General features: G+C 70.3%; 17 protein-coding genes and 1 pseudogene. 15 read left to right on the plus strand and 3 right to left on the minus strand.

Annotated features, from left to right (window positions below):
• Window positions 1–46: 46 nt before the first annotated feature.
• From BI06_RS11515 to BI06_RS11555, 9 genes are all read left to right on the plus strand, one after another.
• On the plus strand, window positions 47–1,231 hold the full coding sequence (locus BI06_RS11515; RefSeq protein ID WP_158515665.1) for a cytochrome P450: 1,185 nt from the start codon (window positions 47–49) through the stop codon (window positions 1,229–1,231).
• Window positions 1,228–2,511 (plus strand): hypothetical protein, encoded by a 1,284-nt coding sequence (locus BI06_RS11520; protein WP_051740775.1) that lies wholly within the window; start codon window positions 1,228–1,230, stop codon window positions 2,509–2,511. The genes BI06_RS11515 and BI06_RS11520 overlap by 4 nt, the downstream gene beginning before the upstream one ends.
• Entirely contained in the window at window positions 2,508–3,683 is a 1,176-nt protein-coding gene (locus BI06_RS11525; protein WP_033825811.1) for a glycosyltransferase family 9 protein, read from the plus strand. The genes BI06_RS11520 and BI06_RS11525 overlap by 4 nt, the downstream gene beginning before the upstream one ends.
• Window positions 3,684–3,741: 58 nt before the next feature.
• Window positions 3,742–5,457: a carbamoyltransferase C-terminal domain-containing protein gene (locus BI06_RS11530; RefSeq protein ID WP_233289447.1), complete on the plus strand. Its 1,716-nt coding sequence runs from the start codon at window positions 3,742–3,744 to the stop codon at window positions 5,455–5,457.
• 84 nt (window positions 5,458–5,541) lie between these two features.
• Complete coding sequence (locus BI06_RS11535) at window positions 5,542–6,918, plus strand: GDSL-type esterase/lipase family protein (protein WP_033825812.1); 1,377 nt, start codon at window positions 5,542–5,544, stop codon at window positions 6,916–6,918.
• Between the two features lie 88 nt (window positions 6,919–7,006).
• Window positions 7,007–8,968: a D-glycero-beta-D-manno-heptose 1-phosphate adenylyltransferase gene (rfaE2, locus tag BI06_RS11540; protein ID WP_369826101.1), complete on the plus strand. Its 1,962-nt coding sequence runs from the start codon at window positions 7,007–7,009 to the stop codon at window positions 8,966–8,968.
• A complete protein-coding gene (locus tag BI06_RS11545) occupies window positions 8,965–9,930 on the plus strand; it encodes an NAD(P)-dependent oxidoreductase (protein WP_206743635.1) in 966 nt (321 codons plus the stop codon). The genes rfaE2 and BI06_RS11545 overlap by 4 nt, the downstream gene beginning before the upstream one ends.
• Before the next feature lie 12 nt (window positions 9,931–9,942).
• A complete protein-coding gene (locus BI06_RS46160) occupies window positions 9,943–10,530 on the plus strand; it encodes an HAD-IIIA family hydrolase (RefSeq protein ID WP_082527244.1) in 588 nt (195 codons plus the stop codon).
• Window positions 10,523–11,104: an HD domain-containing protein gene (locus BI06_RS11555; protein ID WP_033825814.1), complete on the plus strand. Its 582-nt coding sequence runs from the start codon at window positions 10,523–10,525 to the stop codon at window positions 11,102–11,104. Before BI06_RS46160 ends, BI06_RS11555 begins: the two co-directional genes overlap by 8 nt.
• Here BI06_RS11555 and BI06_RS11560 read toward each other — a convergent pair.
• Both BI06_RS11560 and BI06_RS11565 read right to left on the minus strand, forming a co-directional pair.
• The gene (locus tag BI06_RS11560) at window positions 11,092–11,565 is read right to left on the minus strand and encodes an NUDIX hydrolase (RefSeq protein ID WP_033825815.1); all 474 of its coding nucleotides are present in this window, start codon (window positions 11,563–11,565) and stop codon (window positions 11,092–11,094) included. The two genes, BI06_RS11555 and BI06_RS11560, sit on opposite strands and share 13 nt — an antisense overlap.
• Window positions 11,549–12,325: a transcriptional regulator gene (locus tag BI06_RS11565; protein WP_033825816.1), complete on the minus strand. Its 777-nt coding sequence runs from the start codon at window positions 12,323–12,325 to the stop codon at window positions 11,549–11,551. The genes BI06_RS11560 and BI06_RS11565 overlap by 17 nt, the downstream gene beginning before the upstream one ends.
• Before the next feature lie 95 nt (window positions 12,326–12,420).
• Between BI06_RS11565 and BI06_RS11570 the strand changes: the two genes are divergently transcribed.
• From BI06_RS11570 to BI06_RS11590, 5 genes and pseudogenes are all read left to right on the plus strand, one after another.
• The gene (locus BI06_RS11570) at window positions 12,421–13,119 is read left to right on the plus strand and encodes an HAD family hydrolase (RefSeq protein ID WP_033825817.1); all 699 of its coding nucleotides are present in this window, start codon (window positions 12,421–12,423) and stop codon (window positions 13,117–13,119) included.
• Between the two features lie 76 nt (window positions 13,120–13,195).
• Window positions 13,196–14,044: a hypothetical protein gene (locus BI06_RS11575; RefSeq protein ID WP_033825818.1), complete on the plus strand. Its 849-nt coding sequence runs from the start codon at window positions 13,196–13,198 to the stop codon at window positions 14,042–14,044.
• A gap of 3 nt (window positions 14,045–14,047) precedes the next feature.
• Window positions 14,048–14,870 (plus strand): annotated as a pseudogene (locus tag BI06_RS52350) (hypothetical protein).
• A 52-nt stretch (window positions 14,871–14,922) separates the two neighbouring features.
• Window positions 14,923–15,642: a bifunctional 2-polyprenyl-6-hydroxyphenol methylase/3-demethylubiquinol 3-O-methyltransferase UbiG gene (locus tag BI06_RS11585; RefSeq protein WP_051740781.1), complete on the plus strand. Its 720-nt coding sequence runs from the start codon at window positions 14,923–14,925 to the stop codon at window positions 15,640–15,642.
• A 234-nt stretch (window positions 15,643–15,876) separates the two neighbouring features.
• Window positions 15,877–16,242 (plus strand): HIT domain-containing protein, encoded by a 366-nt coding sequence (locus BI06_RS11590; RefSeq protein WP_233289441.1) that lies wholly within the window; start codon window positions 15,877–15,879, stop codon window positions 16,240–16,242.
• A gap of 16 nt (window positions 16,243–16,258) precedes the next feature.
• On the opposite strand, the gene BI06_RS46165 is transcribed toward BI06_RS11590, so the two are convergent.
• Window positions 16,259–16,657, minus strand: coding sequence for a glycosyltransferase (locus BI06_RS46165; protein ID WP_082527246.1), 399 nt, complete (start codon window positions 16,655–16,657; stop codon window positions 16,259–16,261).
• Window positions 16,658–16,671: 14 nt separating this feature from the next.
• Between BI06_RS46165 and BI06_RS50585 the strand changes: the two genes are divergently transcribed.
• Window positions 16,672–16,896: a hypothetical protein gene (locus BI06_RS50585; protein WP_033825821.1), complete on the plus strand. Its 225-nt coding sequence runs from the start codon at window positions 16,672–16,674 to the stop codon at window positions 16,894–16,896.
• The last annotated feature ends 10 nt before the right edge of the window (window positions 16,897–16,906 follow it).

Genomic DNA, 16,906 nt, shown 5'->3' on the forward strand with positions numbered 1-16,906 from the left:
GGGCGTCCTGGATGAGGGGCACCGACGGCACGGGCCGGTGTTCCGGATGACGGTTGACGGAACCGACACCGTGCTGGTGGGTACATGGGCCGGGCTGGGCGAGCTGTTCGCGGCCGAGCGCGGCTGCCTGGAGGTGCTCAACACTCCGCTGGTGCACGACTTGTTCGGCCGGGCGCTGTTCAACCTTGCCGGGGACGGTCATAGCGAGGCCCGGCACCTGCTGCGTCCCGCGCTGTCCGGGCGGGCGCTGCCTGGCTACCTGTCGGCCCTGCTGGAGGTGACGGAACCGGTGGCGGCCCGGTGGGCCGACGAGGGCGCTGGGGATCTGTACGCGGCGGCGCGCGAGGCGACCGGCGCGATGAGCGCCCGCGTGCTGCTGGGCATCGCCCCCGGGGACCCGGACGCGGCGCTATTCACCACGGACTTCGAGCGGTTCGTCGCGGCAACCGGTGCCACGCCAGGGCTGCGGCGATTCGCGGCCGACCGGTACTGGGCGGGCCGCGTGGCGCGGCGGCGCTTGCATGCCCTTTTCGTCCGGCGGGCCGCCGAGGCCGCACAGGGCGGATGTCCGGGATCGGCGCTCGTCCGCCTGGTGGCCGCGTTCGAGGGCGCTCCGGGGGCGGTGGGGCCGCTGGAGGATCACCTGTTGGCCCTGCTGATCGCGGCGCGGGAGACGACGGCGAGCCTGGTCACCTGGTGCCTGGTGGAGCTGGCGGGCAACTCGGAGCACGCCGCGCTCGCGGCGTCGGAGGCCCGCTTGGTGTCGGCGCGGCCGGAGCTGCTGGTCGGGCGTGACCGGCTGCCGGTGCTGCGGGCGGTGCTCGCCGAGACACAGCGTCTGCACTCCCCGAACCTGTTGGCCATGCGGAAAGCGGTCTGCCCCGTGGTGCTGGGCGGCCACCGGATCCCGGCGGGCACGCGGGTGGCGTACTCCCCGTCGGCTGGACACTTCGACCCCGAGGTGTTCCCCCAGCCCCACTCCTTCCGGCCGGGGCGGTTCCTCGCTGGGCAGGCCCAGGGGGCGCGGCTGTGGGCGTTCGGCGGAGGCGCGCACGCCTGCCTGGGCCGGCCGCTCGCCGAGCTGATGGCCCTCACCGTCGTGGCGTCAGCCCTGGGCCGGGGTCTTCCGAGGCTGCCCGGCGGCCCGCCCGTCTGGATCCGTTACCGGCCCGCCAAGGCCCCCATCGACCCGCTGCCGTTCGTCCTCGACGACCAGGAGACCGCTTCGTGAAACAGACCCCACCCGCCGCGCTCGCCGTCCTATGGCAGGCCGCAGCCCACCACGAGGTCGACCGACACCGGCTGCACCTGGTGCCCAGTGAGAACGGGCTGTCGCTCGGGGCCCGCGTGCCGCACCTGATGGAGGCTGCGGTCCGGTACGCCTTCCCCGGGCCTGAGGGCGGAGGCGAGAACTGGGCGTGGCCGGGCCAGCAGGATCTGGTCGGCATCGAGCGGGCCGTAGCCGGGCGGCTCGGTGAGCAGCTGGGCGCCGAGTTCGTGAACCTCAAGCCGACCTCCGGGGTGTCGGCGTTGACGGTGGCGCTCTCCGCGCTGGCCGGCCCCGGGGCGACGGCGTTCAACCTGGCGGAGCGGGACGGCGGCCACGGCTCGACCCGCTTCATCGGCACTCGGCTGGGGCTGCGGATGAAGGACCTGCCGGTCGACCCGGCCACCTGCACACTCGATCTGGACGCCCTCGCCCGTCGGCTCGGCACCGGGCCCCGGCCGGAGCTGGTGTACCTGGACGCGTTCATGTGCCTGTTTCCCATGGACCTGCCGGGGCTGCGCGAGGTGGTCGGCCCCGAGGCAGTGATCCACTACGACGCCTCCCACACCCTGGGCCTGATCGCCGGCGGCGCCTGGCAGAACCCGCTCGCCGAGGGCGCGGACAGCCTCGGCGGCTCCACCCACAAAACGTACCCCGGCCCGCACAAGGGCCTGCTGGCCACCAATGACCCGGGGATCGCGGCTCGGCTGGACGAGCACGCCTCGCACTTCGTCTCCCACCACCATCCGGCCGACGTCGTCGCCCTGGCCGTGGCCGCCGCCGAGATGGACGAACGCGGCCCGGCGTACGCGGCGGCCACCATCATCAACGCCCGCCGCCTGGGCGCGGGCCTGGCCGAGCGCGGGTTCACGGTGTGCGGGGAGAAGGGCGGCTTCACCGACTGCCATCAGCTGTGGATCGACATCGCGCCGTTGATGGACGCCGAGGAAGCCTCCCGCCGGCTGCTTACGGCCGGGATCGTCGTCAACGCGATCCCGCTGCCACACATCACCGCCGACGCCGGGCTGCGCCTGGGTGTGCAGGAGATCACCTGGGCCGGGATGGGCACTGCCGGAATCGACGAGCTGGCCGAGATCGTCACCGCCGTGCTGCGCGACGGCCAGGACCCGGCCGCCGTTGCGGAGCGGGCCCAGGCTCTGGTGGAGGCGCACAGGCCAGACAGCGCCGACGAGCACGTCCTGCGCGTGGCCCTTGCCGCGATCGGGATCGGGGGTGGGGCGTGATCCCGGAGCAGGTCCCGGGCAAGGGCGTCTTCCTCGGGCCCGTGCACACCACTGGCACGTTCGAGATCCGCCCGGACTGCCGACACTTCGCCGGTGGGATGCCCTGCCGCCACTGGCGCCCTTGCCATGGCTGCCCGCACCATGACCCGGTCGAGTTCCGGGTGCTGATCGTGATGCTCGGCCTGCTGGGGGACATGCTCATCGCCTCCCCGCTGCCGAAGCGGATCCGCGACGAGCACCCCGGCGCGCATGTCACCTGGCTGGTGGACGAGGCAAACGCGCCGATCCCGCGGATGAACCCGTTCGTCGACGAGGTACTCGTCCACGACTGGCAGGCTGCCGCCCAGCTGCCCTCGCGCTACTTCGATGCCGTGTTCGCGTTCGAGCGGACCCCGTCGGCGGCGGCGCTGGTCGACCGGATCGACGCCGGGCACAAGGCCGGGCTTGCCTTCGGCGGCCCTCACCACGCCCTGTATTCGATGGGCGAGGCCGCAGTGCAGTTCTTCCGGCAGAACACCTGGAACGACTACCGCACCCTCACCAACCAGCAGACGTGGACCGAGCTGTACTTCGCCGTCGCGGGATACGAGTACGCCGGCGAGCCCTACGTCCTCCAGGTACCGGAGGCCGCCCGGCGGCGGGCGGCCGGGCTGCTCGGCGAGCGCACCGGGCCGCGGGTGTGCCTGAACCTCGGCGGGTCGCTGACCACGAAGCTGTGGCCAGCAAGGCACTGGGCCGAACTCGCCGACGCCCTGCTGGATCACGGGGCGCAGCTGGCCGTCCTCGGCGGACCAGCCGACCGGGAGGCATGCGAGGACCTGGTACGCCACCTGCGAACGCGCGGCGCCGACGAATCCCGGGTCGCGTACGCGCCGCTCAGCCTGGAGGAGGCCGCCGCGCTGCCGGGCCTCGTCGACGCGGTGGTGACCGGCGACTCCTACGGCTTCCACCTCGCCCTCGCACACGCCAAGCCGACCGTGCTGCTGCTCGGACCAAGCAATGGCGCCGAGGTCATCCCCAAGCACGTCGCGAACGTGACCGCGTTGCGCTCGACCCTGGGGTGCTCGCCATGCGCCCATCAGGTCGCGTGCGGCGGCGTTGGCGGCTGCATGGACGCCATCGACCCGCCGACCGTCCTCAAAGCCACCCTCGGCCACCTGAGAACTGTCTGAACCAGCCCCGCACCGCCCGGTGTTGAGCGACCACGAAAGGAGCACCACGTTGGGAATCGTGCTGGGGCTGGGCGGCCCGTACTACCACGACGCCTCCGCCTGCCTGGTCATCGACGGCCGGATCGTCGCCTTCGCCGAGGAGGAGCGATTCTCCCGCCGCAAGCACCACAAGGACTCCCGATCCTGCGCGGTGGCAGCGGCCTACTGCCTGTCCGAGGCAGGCATCACGTTGGCCGAGGTGGACGAGATCGCCATCGCCTTCAACCCCAACTGGCCCACTCCGAGCGAGACCTGCAGGGACGCCGAGCTGATCGCCGAACTACTCGACCCCTCCCTGTTCGGCCATCACCGGCCCAGCCAGGTCATCGTGATCGAACATCACCTCGCGCATGCCGCGTCCGCGTTCCATCCCTCCGGGTTCGAGGAGGCCGCCGTGCTGGTGGTCGACGGCTCCGGCGACGGCATCTCCGCGACCCTCGCCCACGGCACCGCCGACGGGCTGAAGCTCCTGCGCCAGTTCCCCTTCTCCCAGTCGCTGGGCTGGTTCTACGAGACCGTCGCCGAGCATCTTGGGCTCGGCGACTGGACCAGCTCTGGCAAGCTCATGGGCCTGGCGGGCTATGGCCGCGCAGACCGCTACGCCCTGGACTTTCTCACCCCCAGGCCCGGGGGCTATCACCTGGATTTGACCCGCTACGGGATCTGCCCCGACGAGCCGGTCGACGACCAGTACACCGACCTGCGGTACTACGGGCGCCTGAAGAAGGCGTACGCCGCCGCCTACACCGACCTCGGGATTCCACCTCACCGTCGCGACCGCACCTACGCCGGTGGCCGCGTCGTGCCCGGTACCGGCTACCTGCCGGAACACGCCGACCTCGCCGCCTCGGCCCAGCACCTGCTGGAGCAGTGCCTGGCCGAGCTGGCCCGCGAAGCCCTCACCCTCACCGGCACGTCCCGGCTGTGCGTGGCGGGCGGGGTGGGGCTGAACTGCTCCGCCAACGGCCGCCTCGCCCAACTTCGCGGGGTAGAGGAGCTGTTTGTCCAGCCGGCCGCCGGGGACGCCGGCTGTGCCATCGGCGCGGCGCTCGAGGTCGCGCAGCGCCGCGGCGATCTCGCCCTGCCGGGCCCGGCGATGACCACCGCCGCCCTCGGCCCCGCCTTCGCCCCGGGTGCCATCCGCACCGTCCTGGACGACTACGGCCTTGTCTTCCGCGACCACGGCGACGACCTGCCGACCTTGGTGGCCGGGCATTTGGCGCTCGGGCGCACCATCGCCTGGTTCCAGGGCCGCATGGAGGCCGGGCCCCGCGCGCTCGGACGACGCAGCATCCTCGCCGACGCGCACAACCCCCAGGCCCGCGACCACATCAACGACCACGTCAAGCACCGGGAGCCCTGGCGGCCCCTCGCCCCGGTCCTCCTCCAGGAGGCCGCGCGCGACCTGATCGGCACCAGCACGCCGCACCCGTTCATGATCGTCGCGCGGCAGGCCACCAACGCCGCACGGGAGCTGATCCCGGCCGCCGTGCACACCGATGGCACGCTGCGCCCGCAGACCGTAGTCCGCGATGACGCCGATCCGTACGCGCGGCTGCTGGCCTCGTTCGCCGAGCAGACCGGCCGGCCACCCGCGCTGCTGAACACCAGCTTCAACCACGAGGCCGAGCCGATCGTATGCACGCCCCGCGACGCGGTCGCCACCTTCGCCGCCAGCCCCCTGGACATGCTCGCGATCGGACCGTTCCTCGTCCGTAAGGAACGCCCCAGCTAACTGTCCGACACCATGCGCTCACAGCCGGTACGTTGAAGCCCGGCCTCTGGCCCTCATCCGCAGCAAGCGAAGGACCAACTCGCGATGACCAGCACGACCACCCCTGACCTGACCGTCGCCGAACGGCTGAGCGCCGAGCACGGCCGGGCGCTCACCATCGGGGCCGACTGCGACCTACCCGACGACCTCATCATCGAGATCGACACCGACGCGCACCTGACGATCGGCGACCGGGTCTCGATCCGCCGCGGCTCCACCATCCAGGTTCACCGCGGCGCCACCGTCGCCATCGGCAACGACGTCGCCATAGGAGAACACACCTTCATCTCGGCCATGACCGGTATCCGCCTCGGCGACGGCTGCGCCCTGTCGAACATGGTCGACCTGCACGACCACAACCACCGCGAGCGCTCCGCCGCGAACGTGCCCACCGGACAGCTCGTGCCGTGGGCGTCCGGCTTCGAGGCCGCCCCGATCATCATCGAGCCCGGCGCGACCCTCTCCAACAAAGTCACCGTCACCGCCGGGGTCCGCATCGGAGCCAACTCCCTGATCGGGGCGAACGCGGTTGTCTCCCACAGCATGGCCCCCGACACCGTCGCCGCAGGCGTCCCCGCCAGCGTCCGCCGACACTTCGACGGCGCTCCCGCATCGCGCGAGGACCGGCGCACCCTGACCATCGGGTTCTTCGGCACGTCGATCATGGAACATCTGGAAGCCTTCAACACGCAGATGACCACGCAGGCGAACCTGCCCGAGATCGGCGCCAAGGTCACCGTCGAGGGCTGGCACCAGCGCGGCTGGGTTCACCGTCTCGCTCTGTCGCTGCGCGCCGCCCATGCCCACGTCGCCTTCGACGTCCATAACCTGGGCGAGGGCGGCGCCACCAGCCGCGACATCGCCGCCATCGTGGAAACCGACCGGGCCACCACCGGCACCGACTACGACCTGACCTTCCTCGGCTGCGGCATCAACGACGTCTGGCGCCGCTTCCAGGGTCGGCTGTCCGAGGCCGTCGACCTCGACGAGTACACCCAGCACATCAACACGATGCTGGAGCAACTGACCGGCTACTCCCGTCAGGTCGTCGTCGTCAGCGAGACCCCGTTCGGGCCCGTCGAGGCCCCCGGCACCGTGACGGAGATGAACGCCGAACTCGCCCGCTACAACGAGGCAGCCCGAACAGCGGCTGCCGCGCACGGCACACTGTTCCTCGACGTGTGGACCCCGTTCACCGCGGTTGCCCGCCACGTGCCGACCGACGACGCCACGGGCGGGGTGTGGAGCGACGGTGTCCACCTCACCGAACTCGGTGACACCGTGCTGCTCCAGCAGACCGAGCGGCTCCTCGCTGAGCATCGCATCATCAACAAGCTCTTGGACTACCCGCTGTTGGAGCGCGATCAGGCCCTGACGGCGTACGGCCCGCTGTTCGCCCGCTGCCGGCCGAACGATTCCTGAGCCAGCGGGGTGCTGGCGCCAGCCAGCCAGCGCCAGCACCCGGCCGCCATCCTGACCTTCCCACCCCTGTCCTTCGAAGGAGCTGACTGTGACCCCGCCGGGCCGCGCGCACATACAGGCGCTCGCCGCCGCGTTACCCCTGCTCGATGTCGGCCGTCTCCAGGAATGGGGCCGGATCCTCGCCGACCGGCTGCCCGCAGGCCGACGGCTGCTGGTTGCCGGCAACGGCGGCAGCGCGGCCGAGGCCCAGCACCTGACCTCCGAGCTGGTGGGCCGCTTCCGCGCCGAGCGGGCTCCGTTGTCCGCCATCGCGCTGCATGCCGACTCTTCATCGGTGACCGCCATCGCCAACGACTATGGCCCGGACGAGGTGTTCGCCCGGCAGGTTCGCGCGCACGGTCGGCCCGGCGACGTCCTACTTCTGCTCTCCACCTCTGGCACCAGCCCCAACGTGCTCGCCGCCGCGAAGGCGGGCCGGGAACTCGATCTCACCGTCTGGACATTGACCGGCCCGGCACCGAACCCGCTCGCCGCCGCCGCCGACCGAGCCGTGTGCGTGGACACCGCCGAGGTCGCCACCGTTCAGGAATGCCACCTGGTGGCCGTGCACGTCCTGTGCGCCGCCGTCGATTCCCACCTCACCGAACCGGCCGCCTCCGGGGGCGGTGAGCTTGAGGGCGTGCGGCGCTTGGTGGTGGTCGGTGACGTGCTGCTGGACCGCGACATCACCGGCACGGCCGACAGGCTCTCCCCGGAGGCCCCGGTCCCAGTCATCGCGGACAGCCGCTCAACCGAACGGCCGGGCGGCGCCGGGCTGGCCGCTGTCCTGGCCACCCGAGAGCCGGGCTGGCACGTCACCCTCGTGTGCGGCCTCGGACAGGACGCGCCGGGGGCGCGGGTCCGCACACTTCTGGATGAGGCGGGCGTCGAGGTCATCGACCTCGCCACCAGCGGCACCACCCCCGTCAAAACCCGTGTCCGGGCCGCCGACCGCACCCTGCTCCGCTTCGACACCCCGGCCGACCCGCTCCAGCTCGGCCCGCTCCCCGACACTGTCCGCGCCCGGCTTGAGGAAGCCGCGGCTGTGGTGGTCTGTGACTACGGGCGCGGCATCACCTCCCACGACGAACTCCGCCAGGCCCTCACCAACGTTGCCACCGGCCGCCCCCTGCTGTGGGACCCACACCCCAAGGGCGCCGCACCAGTGCCGGGGACGGCACTCGCCGTCCCGAACACGGACGAAGCCCTCCTCCTCACCGGCGGCAACGAGCCCCATGACCTCGGCGGCGACACCGCGCGGGCCCTACGCCTGCTGACCGCTTGGCCGGTCAAGCAGGTCGCCATCACTAGAGGCCGCGACGGCGCGGTCCTGGTCGCCGACCCCGACGCCCACCCCCTTGTTCTCCCGGCTCGCCCAGCCACCGGGGACACCTGCGGGGCCGGCGACCAACTGGCGGTCACCACGGCCGTGATGCTCGGCACCGGACGGCTGCCCTCCCATGCCGTGGCCGCAGCCGTCGACGCCGCAACGGCCTATGTTCGAGCCGGCGGCCCCGCCGGTCTGACCACCCCGCCGTCTCACGGCTGGCCCGGTCCGCTGGAGCTGGCCGCGCGCGTACGGGCACGGGGCGGGAAGGTTGTGGGCGCTGGCGGCTGCTTCGACCTCCTGCACGCCGGACACCTCTCTCTCCTGGCCCAGGCCCGCCGCCTGGGCGACGTCCTGGTCGTGTGCGTCAACAGCGACACCTCCGTCCGACGACTCAAGGGCGAGGACCGGCCGGTCGTCGGCGAGCACGAGCGCGCCGCCCTACTGAGGGCCCTGGACTGCGTGGACGGCGTGCTCGTCTTCGGCGAGGACACCCCCGAGAAGCTGCTGGCCGAACTCCGCCCCGACATCTGGGTCAAGGGCGGCGACTACTCGGGCCGGCGGATCGCTGAAGCCGACCTCGTGGAGAGCTGGGGCGGCGAAGTCGTCACCGTTCCCTACCTGGACGGCCACTCCACCACCACCCGGATCAACCGGCTTGCCCAGCAGGCAGGCACCCGGTGATCCAAGAAGACGACGTGCTGGTCACAGGGGCAGCCGGGTTCATCGGCCGGCACACCGTGGCCGCCTTCCACCGCGCCGGTCACCAGGTCACCGCCATCGACCTGCGCCCCGCCCCCGGCCATCTCGCCAGCGCGGCCCGATGGCAGCGCGGCGACTTCGCCGACCCTGCTCTCCTCGCCGAAATCGCCGCCGGCCGGTATGGCACGGTCGTGCACCAGGCCGGCATCAGCGACACCCGCGCTCCGGCCGGTCCCGAGCTGGAGGAAACCAACACAGCGGGGCCCCTCCGCCTCGCCGACGCCTGTCGCGTTGGCGGCACCCGCCTGATCTACGCCTCCTCGCACTCTGTCTACGGCACCCTCTACCACCGCACCCCGATCACCGAGGACGCGGACACCGACACCGGCCGCTGCTCCGGCCCGCTCAACCCGTACGCGGCATCCAAGCTCGCCCTCGACCAGGAGATGCGCATCCGGTACGCCGCCGACCTGGAGTGGGTTGGGCTGCGCTACACCAACGTGGTCGGCCCCGACGAGACCGACAAAGGCCCGATGGCCTCGATCCTGTCCCAGCTCCTTCGCCAGGCCGCCTGCACCGGGCACATACGCATCTTCGACGACTCCCTGACCGCCGCCCGCGACTACATCCCGGTCGAGACAGTCACCGCCACCATCGTCCAACTCGCCACCGCAATGCCGCCGGTGCCGGCCGCTGTCTACAACCTCGGCGCTGGCTTCGCCGTGTCCTTCGCGGAGGTCGCGCAGTGGTGCGCCCGCCTGCATCGCGAGACGACCGGCCAGCCGCTACTCGCCGAGCTGGTACCGAACTTGGCCCCGGCCGCCTACCAGTACTTCACCTGTGCGGACATGACCACACTCGACAAGGCATTGCCCAGCCGGCCGACGCTCTCCCTGCGGGACACCGAGGTGCGGGTGGCCGAGCTGTTCCGGCTCTTCCGGTAGAAAGGCACGTGCGTGAAACGAGAGACTGGCGGACCGCCCGCGCGACGCCATGCAGTATTCCTCGACCGGGACGGCACACTTACCGAACCCCGCCACTACCCCTCTCATCCTGACGACCTCGTTCTCTCGCCCGGCATCGGACCACCACTGCGCGCTCTTCAGGACGACGGCGTCGCCCTGCTCGTCGTCACCAACCAGAGCGGCCTCGCGCGTGGGCTGTTCAATGAGGATGACCTGGCCGCGATGCACGAACACCTCGGCGAGCTCCTGGCCCACGAGAACGTCCGGCTGGACGGCATCTACGTCTGCCCCCACCACCCGGAGGGCTCAGTCGCCCATTTTCGTACGATCTGCGCATGTCGAAAGCCCGCCCCAGGGATGATTACCCAAGCCGCCCACGACCTTGACCTCGACCTGGCTCAGTCCTGGATGGTCGGCGACTCCGCCTGTGACATCGAGGCTGGCCGCCGAGCCGGAACCCGCACCGCGCTCGCAGCGGGGGCGCCGCAAGCCGGTGTCACACCACACTTGTACGGGGCGACGACAGCCGACGTGCTCGACCAGGTCTGGCACGCGAAGAATCGAGGACACTGTGAATGACTTGCTGTCCGGATGGGCGGAAGAGATTGCGGTCCGGGAGCTTGCCGTGAGCCTGCCGCAGAGATGGGCGCACTCCCAAGGGGTAGCGCGGCAAGCATCTCGTCTGGCTCCAGCCCTCGGCCGCGCCGCCGACCTGTTGGCCGCAGCCGCAGTGCTCCATGACGTCGGCTACGCGCCTCGGTTGGCCGCTACGGGCTTCCACCCGCTCGACGGCGCACGGTTCTTGCGCGACAGCCACGGAGCGGACGAGCACCTGACCAGGCTGGTGGCAAACCACTCGTTCGCCCTGTTGGAGGCCGAGGAGCGAGGGCTTCGAGGCGATCTAGAGCGGGAGTTCCCGGTGCCCGAGGACCGGGTGCTGGTGGACGCCCTGGTCTACTGCGACATGACGACGACCCCAACCGGTGAGCTGACGACCCCGGCCGCCCGTCTCGCCGAGATCCTCGGCCGATACGGCGACGACAGCATCGTGGGCCGGTTCATCCGGCTAGCTGAGCCTGAAATCCACGCCGCGGCCGCCCGTACCGAGGCCCTGCTCGCAGCTGTTGTGAAGGGCCTGGCTCAGCCCAGGTAGGGGTACTTGCCGCTGAGGTAGTCGCCGATCTGCTGGCGCATGCTCGGGTGGACGTCGTAGTCGTCCAGGTCGCGGGGATGGACCCAGCGCACTCCGTCGGCCTCGTCGTTGACGGTCGGCTCACCGCCGACGGGCCGACCGATGTAGGTGACCTCGAACTGCTGGCGGGCTTCGCCGTTGCTGCTGTAGACAACGATGTGCGCGGGGTTGGAGTAGACCCCGAGGAGGCCGGTGATCTCGGCGACGATGCCGGTCTCCTCGAGGCACTCGCGCACCGCGCAGTCGGCGGCCGACTCTCCGATGTCCTGCTTCCCGCCCGGCAGTGCCCACTGGCCGGTGTCGCGTCGGCGCTGAAGAAGGATAGCGCCGGCCGCGTCCTCGACCAGCAGGTTGCTCGCGGGTACCAGTGAGTTGGCCGCCGGGGCAGCCGGATCGCCGTAGTACTCAGTCCTCCCGGCCATACGACTGGGCCCCCTCTGCGTTGTCGGTCCACGGCCGTGCGCCGTTCCAGACCGCGTCGAAGCTCTGAGCGTAGCTGTCAAACCACCCTGGCTCGGGTGCTTTCTGAAGGTGCAGCAGGGGGTTCGCGCTCGCGGGCTGGCCCCAGATGTGGGGGTTGACCAGCAGGTCCGTGTCGTACCGGAACAGCGAGTTGTAAAGGGTGGTGTCGTGCAGCCGGATTTCGCAGCCCGGCGTTGCCAGCAACGGCCGGTAGTAGGTGAGGGAGGCGCGGACCTTCGCCGCGAGCGCATCTCCGATGCCTTCCTCGCGACCTCGGACCATCACGGCCTGGCCCCGCGGGTCGCCGAAGCAGAGCCGGATCTGAACTCCGTCCGCCGCGCGCTGGGCGAGCATCGTGGCGATTCGGGGGTTCGACTGGGCGAAGAACGTCCCCGAGAACACCAGGACGTCGATCTGCTTCACGGACTCCAGCAGGAGGGACAGCCACATCTCCCGAGGGACACTCGCACGATCGGGGTAGGTGGATACAAGACCGGGCCCGCGGGGCTCCGTGGCTTGGCCGGCCCTGGCCCGCGGCTCAGGCCACAGGAACGTCTCGTCCACCCGCAGGTGGTGCGCAACGTTCCAGCGGTGGCGCGCGTGTGGGACGCGTCCGCCTAACCAGCGGGTCACGGTTTTGGGGTCCACCTCGCAGACGGTGGCGAGCCCCTCAGGGGAGACGCCGCGCTGAGCGAGTACGGAGCGAAGTCGCTCGTTCACAGGCGATATCCAAGCGGAGGACGACTGGACTCGCAAGGACGTCCTGGGACGCACGGCAGCCGGCGGAGCGCTCCGGCAATGCCTACGCTTGCCGAATGCCCCTCATCATTCTGTGGGATATCGACCACACGCTCATCGACAACGCAGGCGTGAGCAAGGAGATCTACGCTGCTGCCTTCGAGGCGGTGGCGGGGTATCCACCCAGCAGTCCTGCTGTGACCGAGGGGCGCACCGATCGCCTGATCATGGGCGAGATGTTCCGCCGACACGGTCGGACGTCGCCCGGCTGGGACATCGTGGAGGCCACGCTGGAGGCCGCAGGGCGCGAGCGTCTGGATGAGATCCGACGTCGGGGTCACGTGCTGCCTGGCGCACGCGAGACGCTTTCGGCGGTGGCTGAGGAGAGCCAGTTCATCTCCTCCGTGCTGACCGGCAATATCGCGGCCAACGCCCGGACGAAGCTGGCAGCGTTCGGCCTCGATGGCCTGGTGGACTTGGCTGTCGGGGCGTACGGCGCGGACGACCCGGAGCGGAAGGAACTCGTGGCTGTAGCCCAGCGTCGCGTGAGTACGGCGTACGGCGTTTCCGCCGGAACTCCTGTGGTGCTGGTTGGTGACACTCCCCGGGACGTCGAGGCGGCGCTGAGCAACGGAGCCGAGATCGTCGCGGTCGCCACCGGAGCGCATACCGGCCAGGAGCTGCAGGACGCGGGGGCTGACGTCGTGCTGGCAAGCCTGACGGGTACGGAGTTCCTCCTAAACCACTTCAGGCGCCTCGCCAATGCGCGTGGCTGATAAGCCAGTTACTGGGACTATGAAACGATAGCTCTCGCTCTCCCGGTCCCCGTCGGCCGACTCAGGAAGGTGCTCGATGTCCTTGCAGCCGGACGACGACACCCGGCACGGCCTGACGGCAGCGCACGAGAAGGCCGCCGGATTCCTCGGCCTGGTGTGCACCGGACCGCCGGTCTTCGGCACCTCCGGAACCACTGTCGGCCGCCGGGCCGAGGACGTCTGGCTCCGGGTCTCCAGAAGCAGTCGCCGCAGGGCGCCGCGGCCGACCGGCCAGGGCGCTCTCGGCGCTGAACAGCTCGTCCCCGCATCCGTCCCGCGTCCCAGGCTCCACGACACCGTTGACTGGACGGAGGCCGCCTGGTTCTACCAGGCCGACGTCTTCGACCTGGTAGGTTCCGCGGTTTCCTCGACCCCGGACCTCCGCGATGACCCTGGCCTGGACGATGGCTGGTGGGGCTCGCTGCGGAACGCGCTGACCGGCATCGCAGAAGCACCGGGCACGAAGATCACTCTGCGCGAGGCGTGGGTCGAAGAGGTCTTCCCGAAGTACCTCGGCATCCCGGCTCCAACCGAGCTCGAGCGGACGACCGGGCACGGTGATCTCCAGTGGGCCAACCTGACCGCCCGGCCGCTCAAGATCCTCGACTGGGAACGCTGGGGCCTGGTGCCGGTCGGCTACGACCCTGCGGTCCTGTGGGTCAGCAGCCTCCTCGTGCCCGAGGTTGCGGACCGTATCCGCACGGAGTTTGTCGACATCCTCGACACCCCTGCCGGACGCGTGGGTCAGCTCATCGCAATTGCGGAGATGCTCCAGGCCGTTGACCGCGGGTACTACCCGGAACTCGCCCCTCTCCTCGCTGACCGGGCACGTGAGCTGACCGGTGTCACCCCACCGCAGGGCACCGACGCCGGCCTCCTCCGGTAGACCATGGACCTCCGGCAGGAGCCCGTCGATCACGTCCTGGACCAGATGGAGCAGCGCCTCGGCATGAGGTTGGACCGGCGCAGCGTGGTGCGGAAGCGCCGGACGGTCGGAGACGGCACCGACCGTGGCAGCTGGACCCGGGTCGAACGCCGCCCCTGGGCACGGGAACAGGGCTGGGGCGGATTCGAAGCCGCAGCGGCGTTGGCCAGCGTGGCGATGCCACGCTGGTACGGGTCGGCGGCATGGCAGGACCCGGACGACCGGGCGATCTGGCACGTGGACGAGACCTCGCTGTTGCCTGAGCTCCCGGTCGGGGCCGCAGTGGTGACCGTCGACCCGGAGCTGCCGGACGATTGGTGGCGCGCTGAACGCCTCGCTGGCAGTGCTGGCCGCTCAGCGAACGGCTCGGGCGGCGGCCCCGGACACCGAACGGATTACGCAGCAGCTGGTCGACGACACAATCAAGGCCGCCTTCCCCGGAGCGCACGAAACTCGGGTGAAGCACTGGTGTCCTGCTCACACCGACCTGAAATGGGCGAACGTCACCGGCCCTGGTGAGTTCTGCATGTTCGACTGGGAAGACTGGGGAATGGCGCCACGCGGACTCGACTCGGCGTCGCTGTACGTCGCCTCCCTCGCCCTACCGGCGCTCGCGGACCGGGTACGCAGGGAGCGCCAGGCAGACCTCGAGAGCAGCGACGGGATGGTGATACAGCTGTTCGTGCTGGCGAAGATCGTCGGACCACGCGCCGGTCCGAACGACCCGCGAATGGGGCCGGCGCACCGGGAGGCTGCGCGGCTGATCTTCGCTCTTCAAGGGGACTGAACGTCACCCTGCCTGCAAGGCGCCAACGTCAGCAAATAGGGAAAGAGTACGCATGGACCCCACCACGCTCCGTCCGGTCGGCCACGACGCCGAGGACATCGCGAGCGCGAAGGAGCGAGGCTGGAGCGATCTGGCACCCATCGACGACGCGTACCAGGCGGGCGAGATCACGGCCACCGAGTGGCACGCCGCCGTCTTGGGCGTCATCGAACCGGCCTACCTCAACGGCGACAACCCGCGGGCCCAGTCCGGCCACAGCGGCGACGAGACCCGCTGGCGAGAAGCCCGCAGCCTGCTCGTCGACCTGCTCCCGCCCCACGGTGGGACGTTCCTCGACATCGGATGTGCCAACGGCCACCTGATGGAGAGCCTGACCGACTGGGCGGCCGAAGCCGGGATCATCATCGAGCCCTACGGGGTAGAGATCTCCACTGCCCTTGCCGACCTCGCCCGAACCCGCTGCCCGAAGTGGGCGCGTCGAATCTGGACCGCCAACGCGATGGGCTGGAAGCCTCCACACCGCTTCGATGCCGTCCGCACCGGCGTGGACTACGTGCCACCGGACCTGCGTGGAGCGTACGTGACCCATCTGCTGGACTATGTCGTCGCCCCGGGCGGCCGATTGATCATCGGCGTCTACAACGAGGAACGAGACCAAGTCACAACGGCGGACCTGCTGCGGTCCTGCGGCTACACCCCGGCCGGTACCACCACAAGAGACCACCGTCACCCCAAGATCCAGTACAAGGGTCTATGGCTGGCCAACGCTTGAGTAAGCGCTTCTCTGCTGGCGCGTCACCAGCACCGCGGAGGAGCGCAGCCGCGAGGTCAGCAGCAGCGTTCTCAACCCACGGCCAGAGTCTTATGATTGTCCTGCTAATTAACCGATGTGAGTGATCGTCAGCACACGGCTGTACTCTGGGTCGCTGGTTGGTCAACTTCAATGACTGCGGTGCCGCGAGCACTTCCTGCCCGGGTTCGCCGCAGAACCAAGGACAGGTGCACCGTGACGACTTCAGAGGCCCCGGTGACGGTTTCGGACTTTTACTGCAACGAGGCATTGAACGGCCGTACGCCGGTGAAGGTGGTGGAGGAGACCGACACGGTGCTGGCGTTCGAGCACACCAGGCCGTCCTACCCGGTGCACATCGTGGTCGTCCCGAGGAAGCACATCCCGTCGCTGGCGGACCTCGGCGACGGCACCGAGGAAGATCTCGCCGACGTTCTCCGGGTGGTCCGGAAGGTCGTGGCGCGGGTGCGCGAGGAGTACGGCGCGGCGTGCGTCGTGACGAACGAGGGCGCGTACCAGGAGTCGAAGCACATGCACTGGCACGTGCTGTTCCGCGGCAACCTTCCGGAGGGCCTGGCCTAGGCCGCCCGCGGGTGGCTCAGCGGGCGTGACGGCCGCCGCGGGCGGGAGAGGGCAATCGTCCTGGTGGCGATGTTCCGCGCGGTGTGGCGGACGGCTTCGGGGTCGGGGTGACGTCGGGTGCCTCACAACGCGGGCAGCAGTTGCTCGCAGGCGCGAAGGAGGGGCTTCCCGTCGCCATCTCCTCGTCCGCGACGACAACGCAGGTGGCACGTCGTGCGTACGCCTTCGCGTTGTCGAGCTGGTCGCCGCCGCTTACGGAGGCTGGCAGCGGGACGAGGACGGCTGGCTTGGAGAGTGCCTCCGGCTCCGCGAGTGTGGTGGCGCCGGCGCGCCCGATGACGAGGTCGGCGAGCCAGAGGGCGTCGACCATGTCGGCGTCGAGGCACTCGGATGCGGGCAGCGACTGCATGGTCATGACCCCTCCATGACGTGGTCGGCGAGCAGGCCGCGCAGCGCGCGCGGGTGGTCGATAGGGCTGGCTGGCAGGCCGAGGCGGTCGGCCAGGTGTGCGGTGGTGGCGACTGCGACCTCGGCAGCCGGATGTACCTCGACCACGACGACCGCGACGTCCCCGACCCGATGGGCCGCCCCGCCGCTGAATTCGCCGCCTGCGCCCTGCTCATCGAAGCGGGAGCCGTACTCCACCTTCGCTGACCCGCACCGA

Source organism: Kitasatospora sp. MBT66 (assembly GCF_000710405.2).
In the GTDB taxonomy this organism is placed as follows: domain Bacteria; phylum Actinomycetota; class Actinomycetes; order Streptomycetales; family Streptomycetaceae; genus Kitasatospora; species Kitasatospora purpeofusca.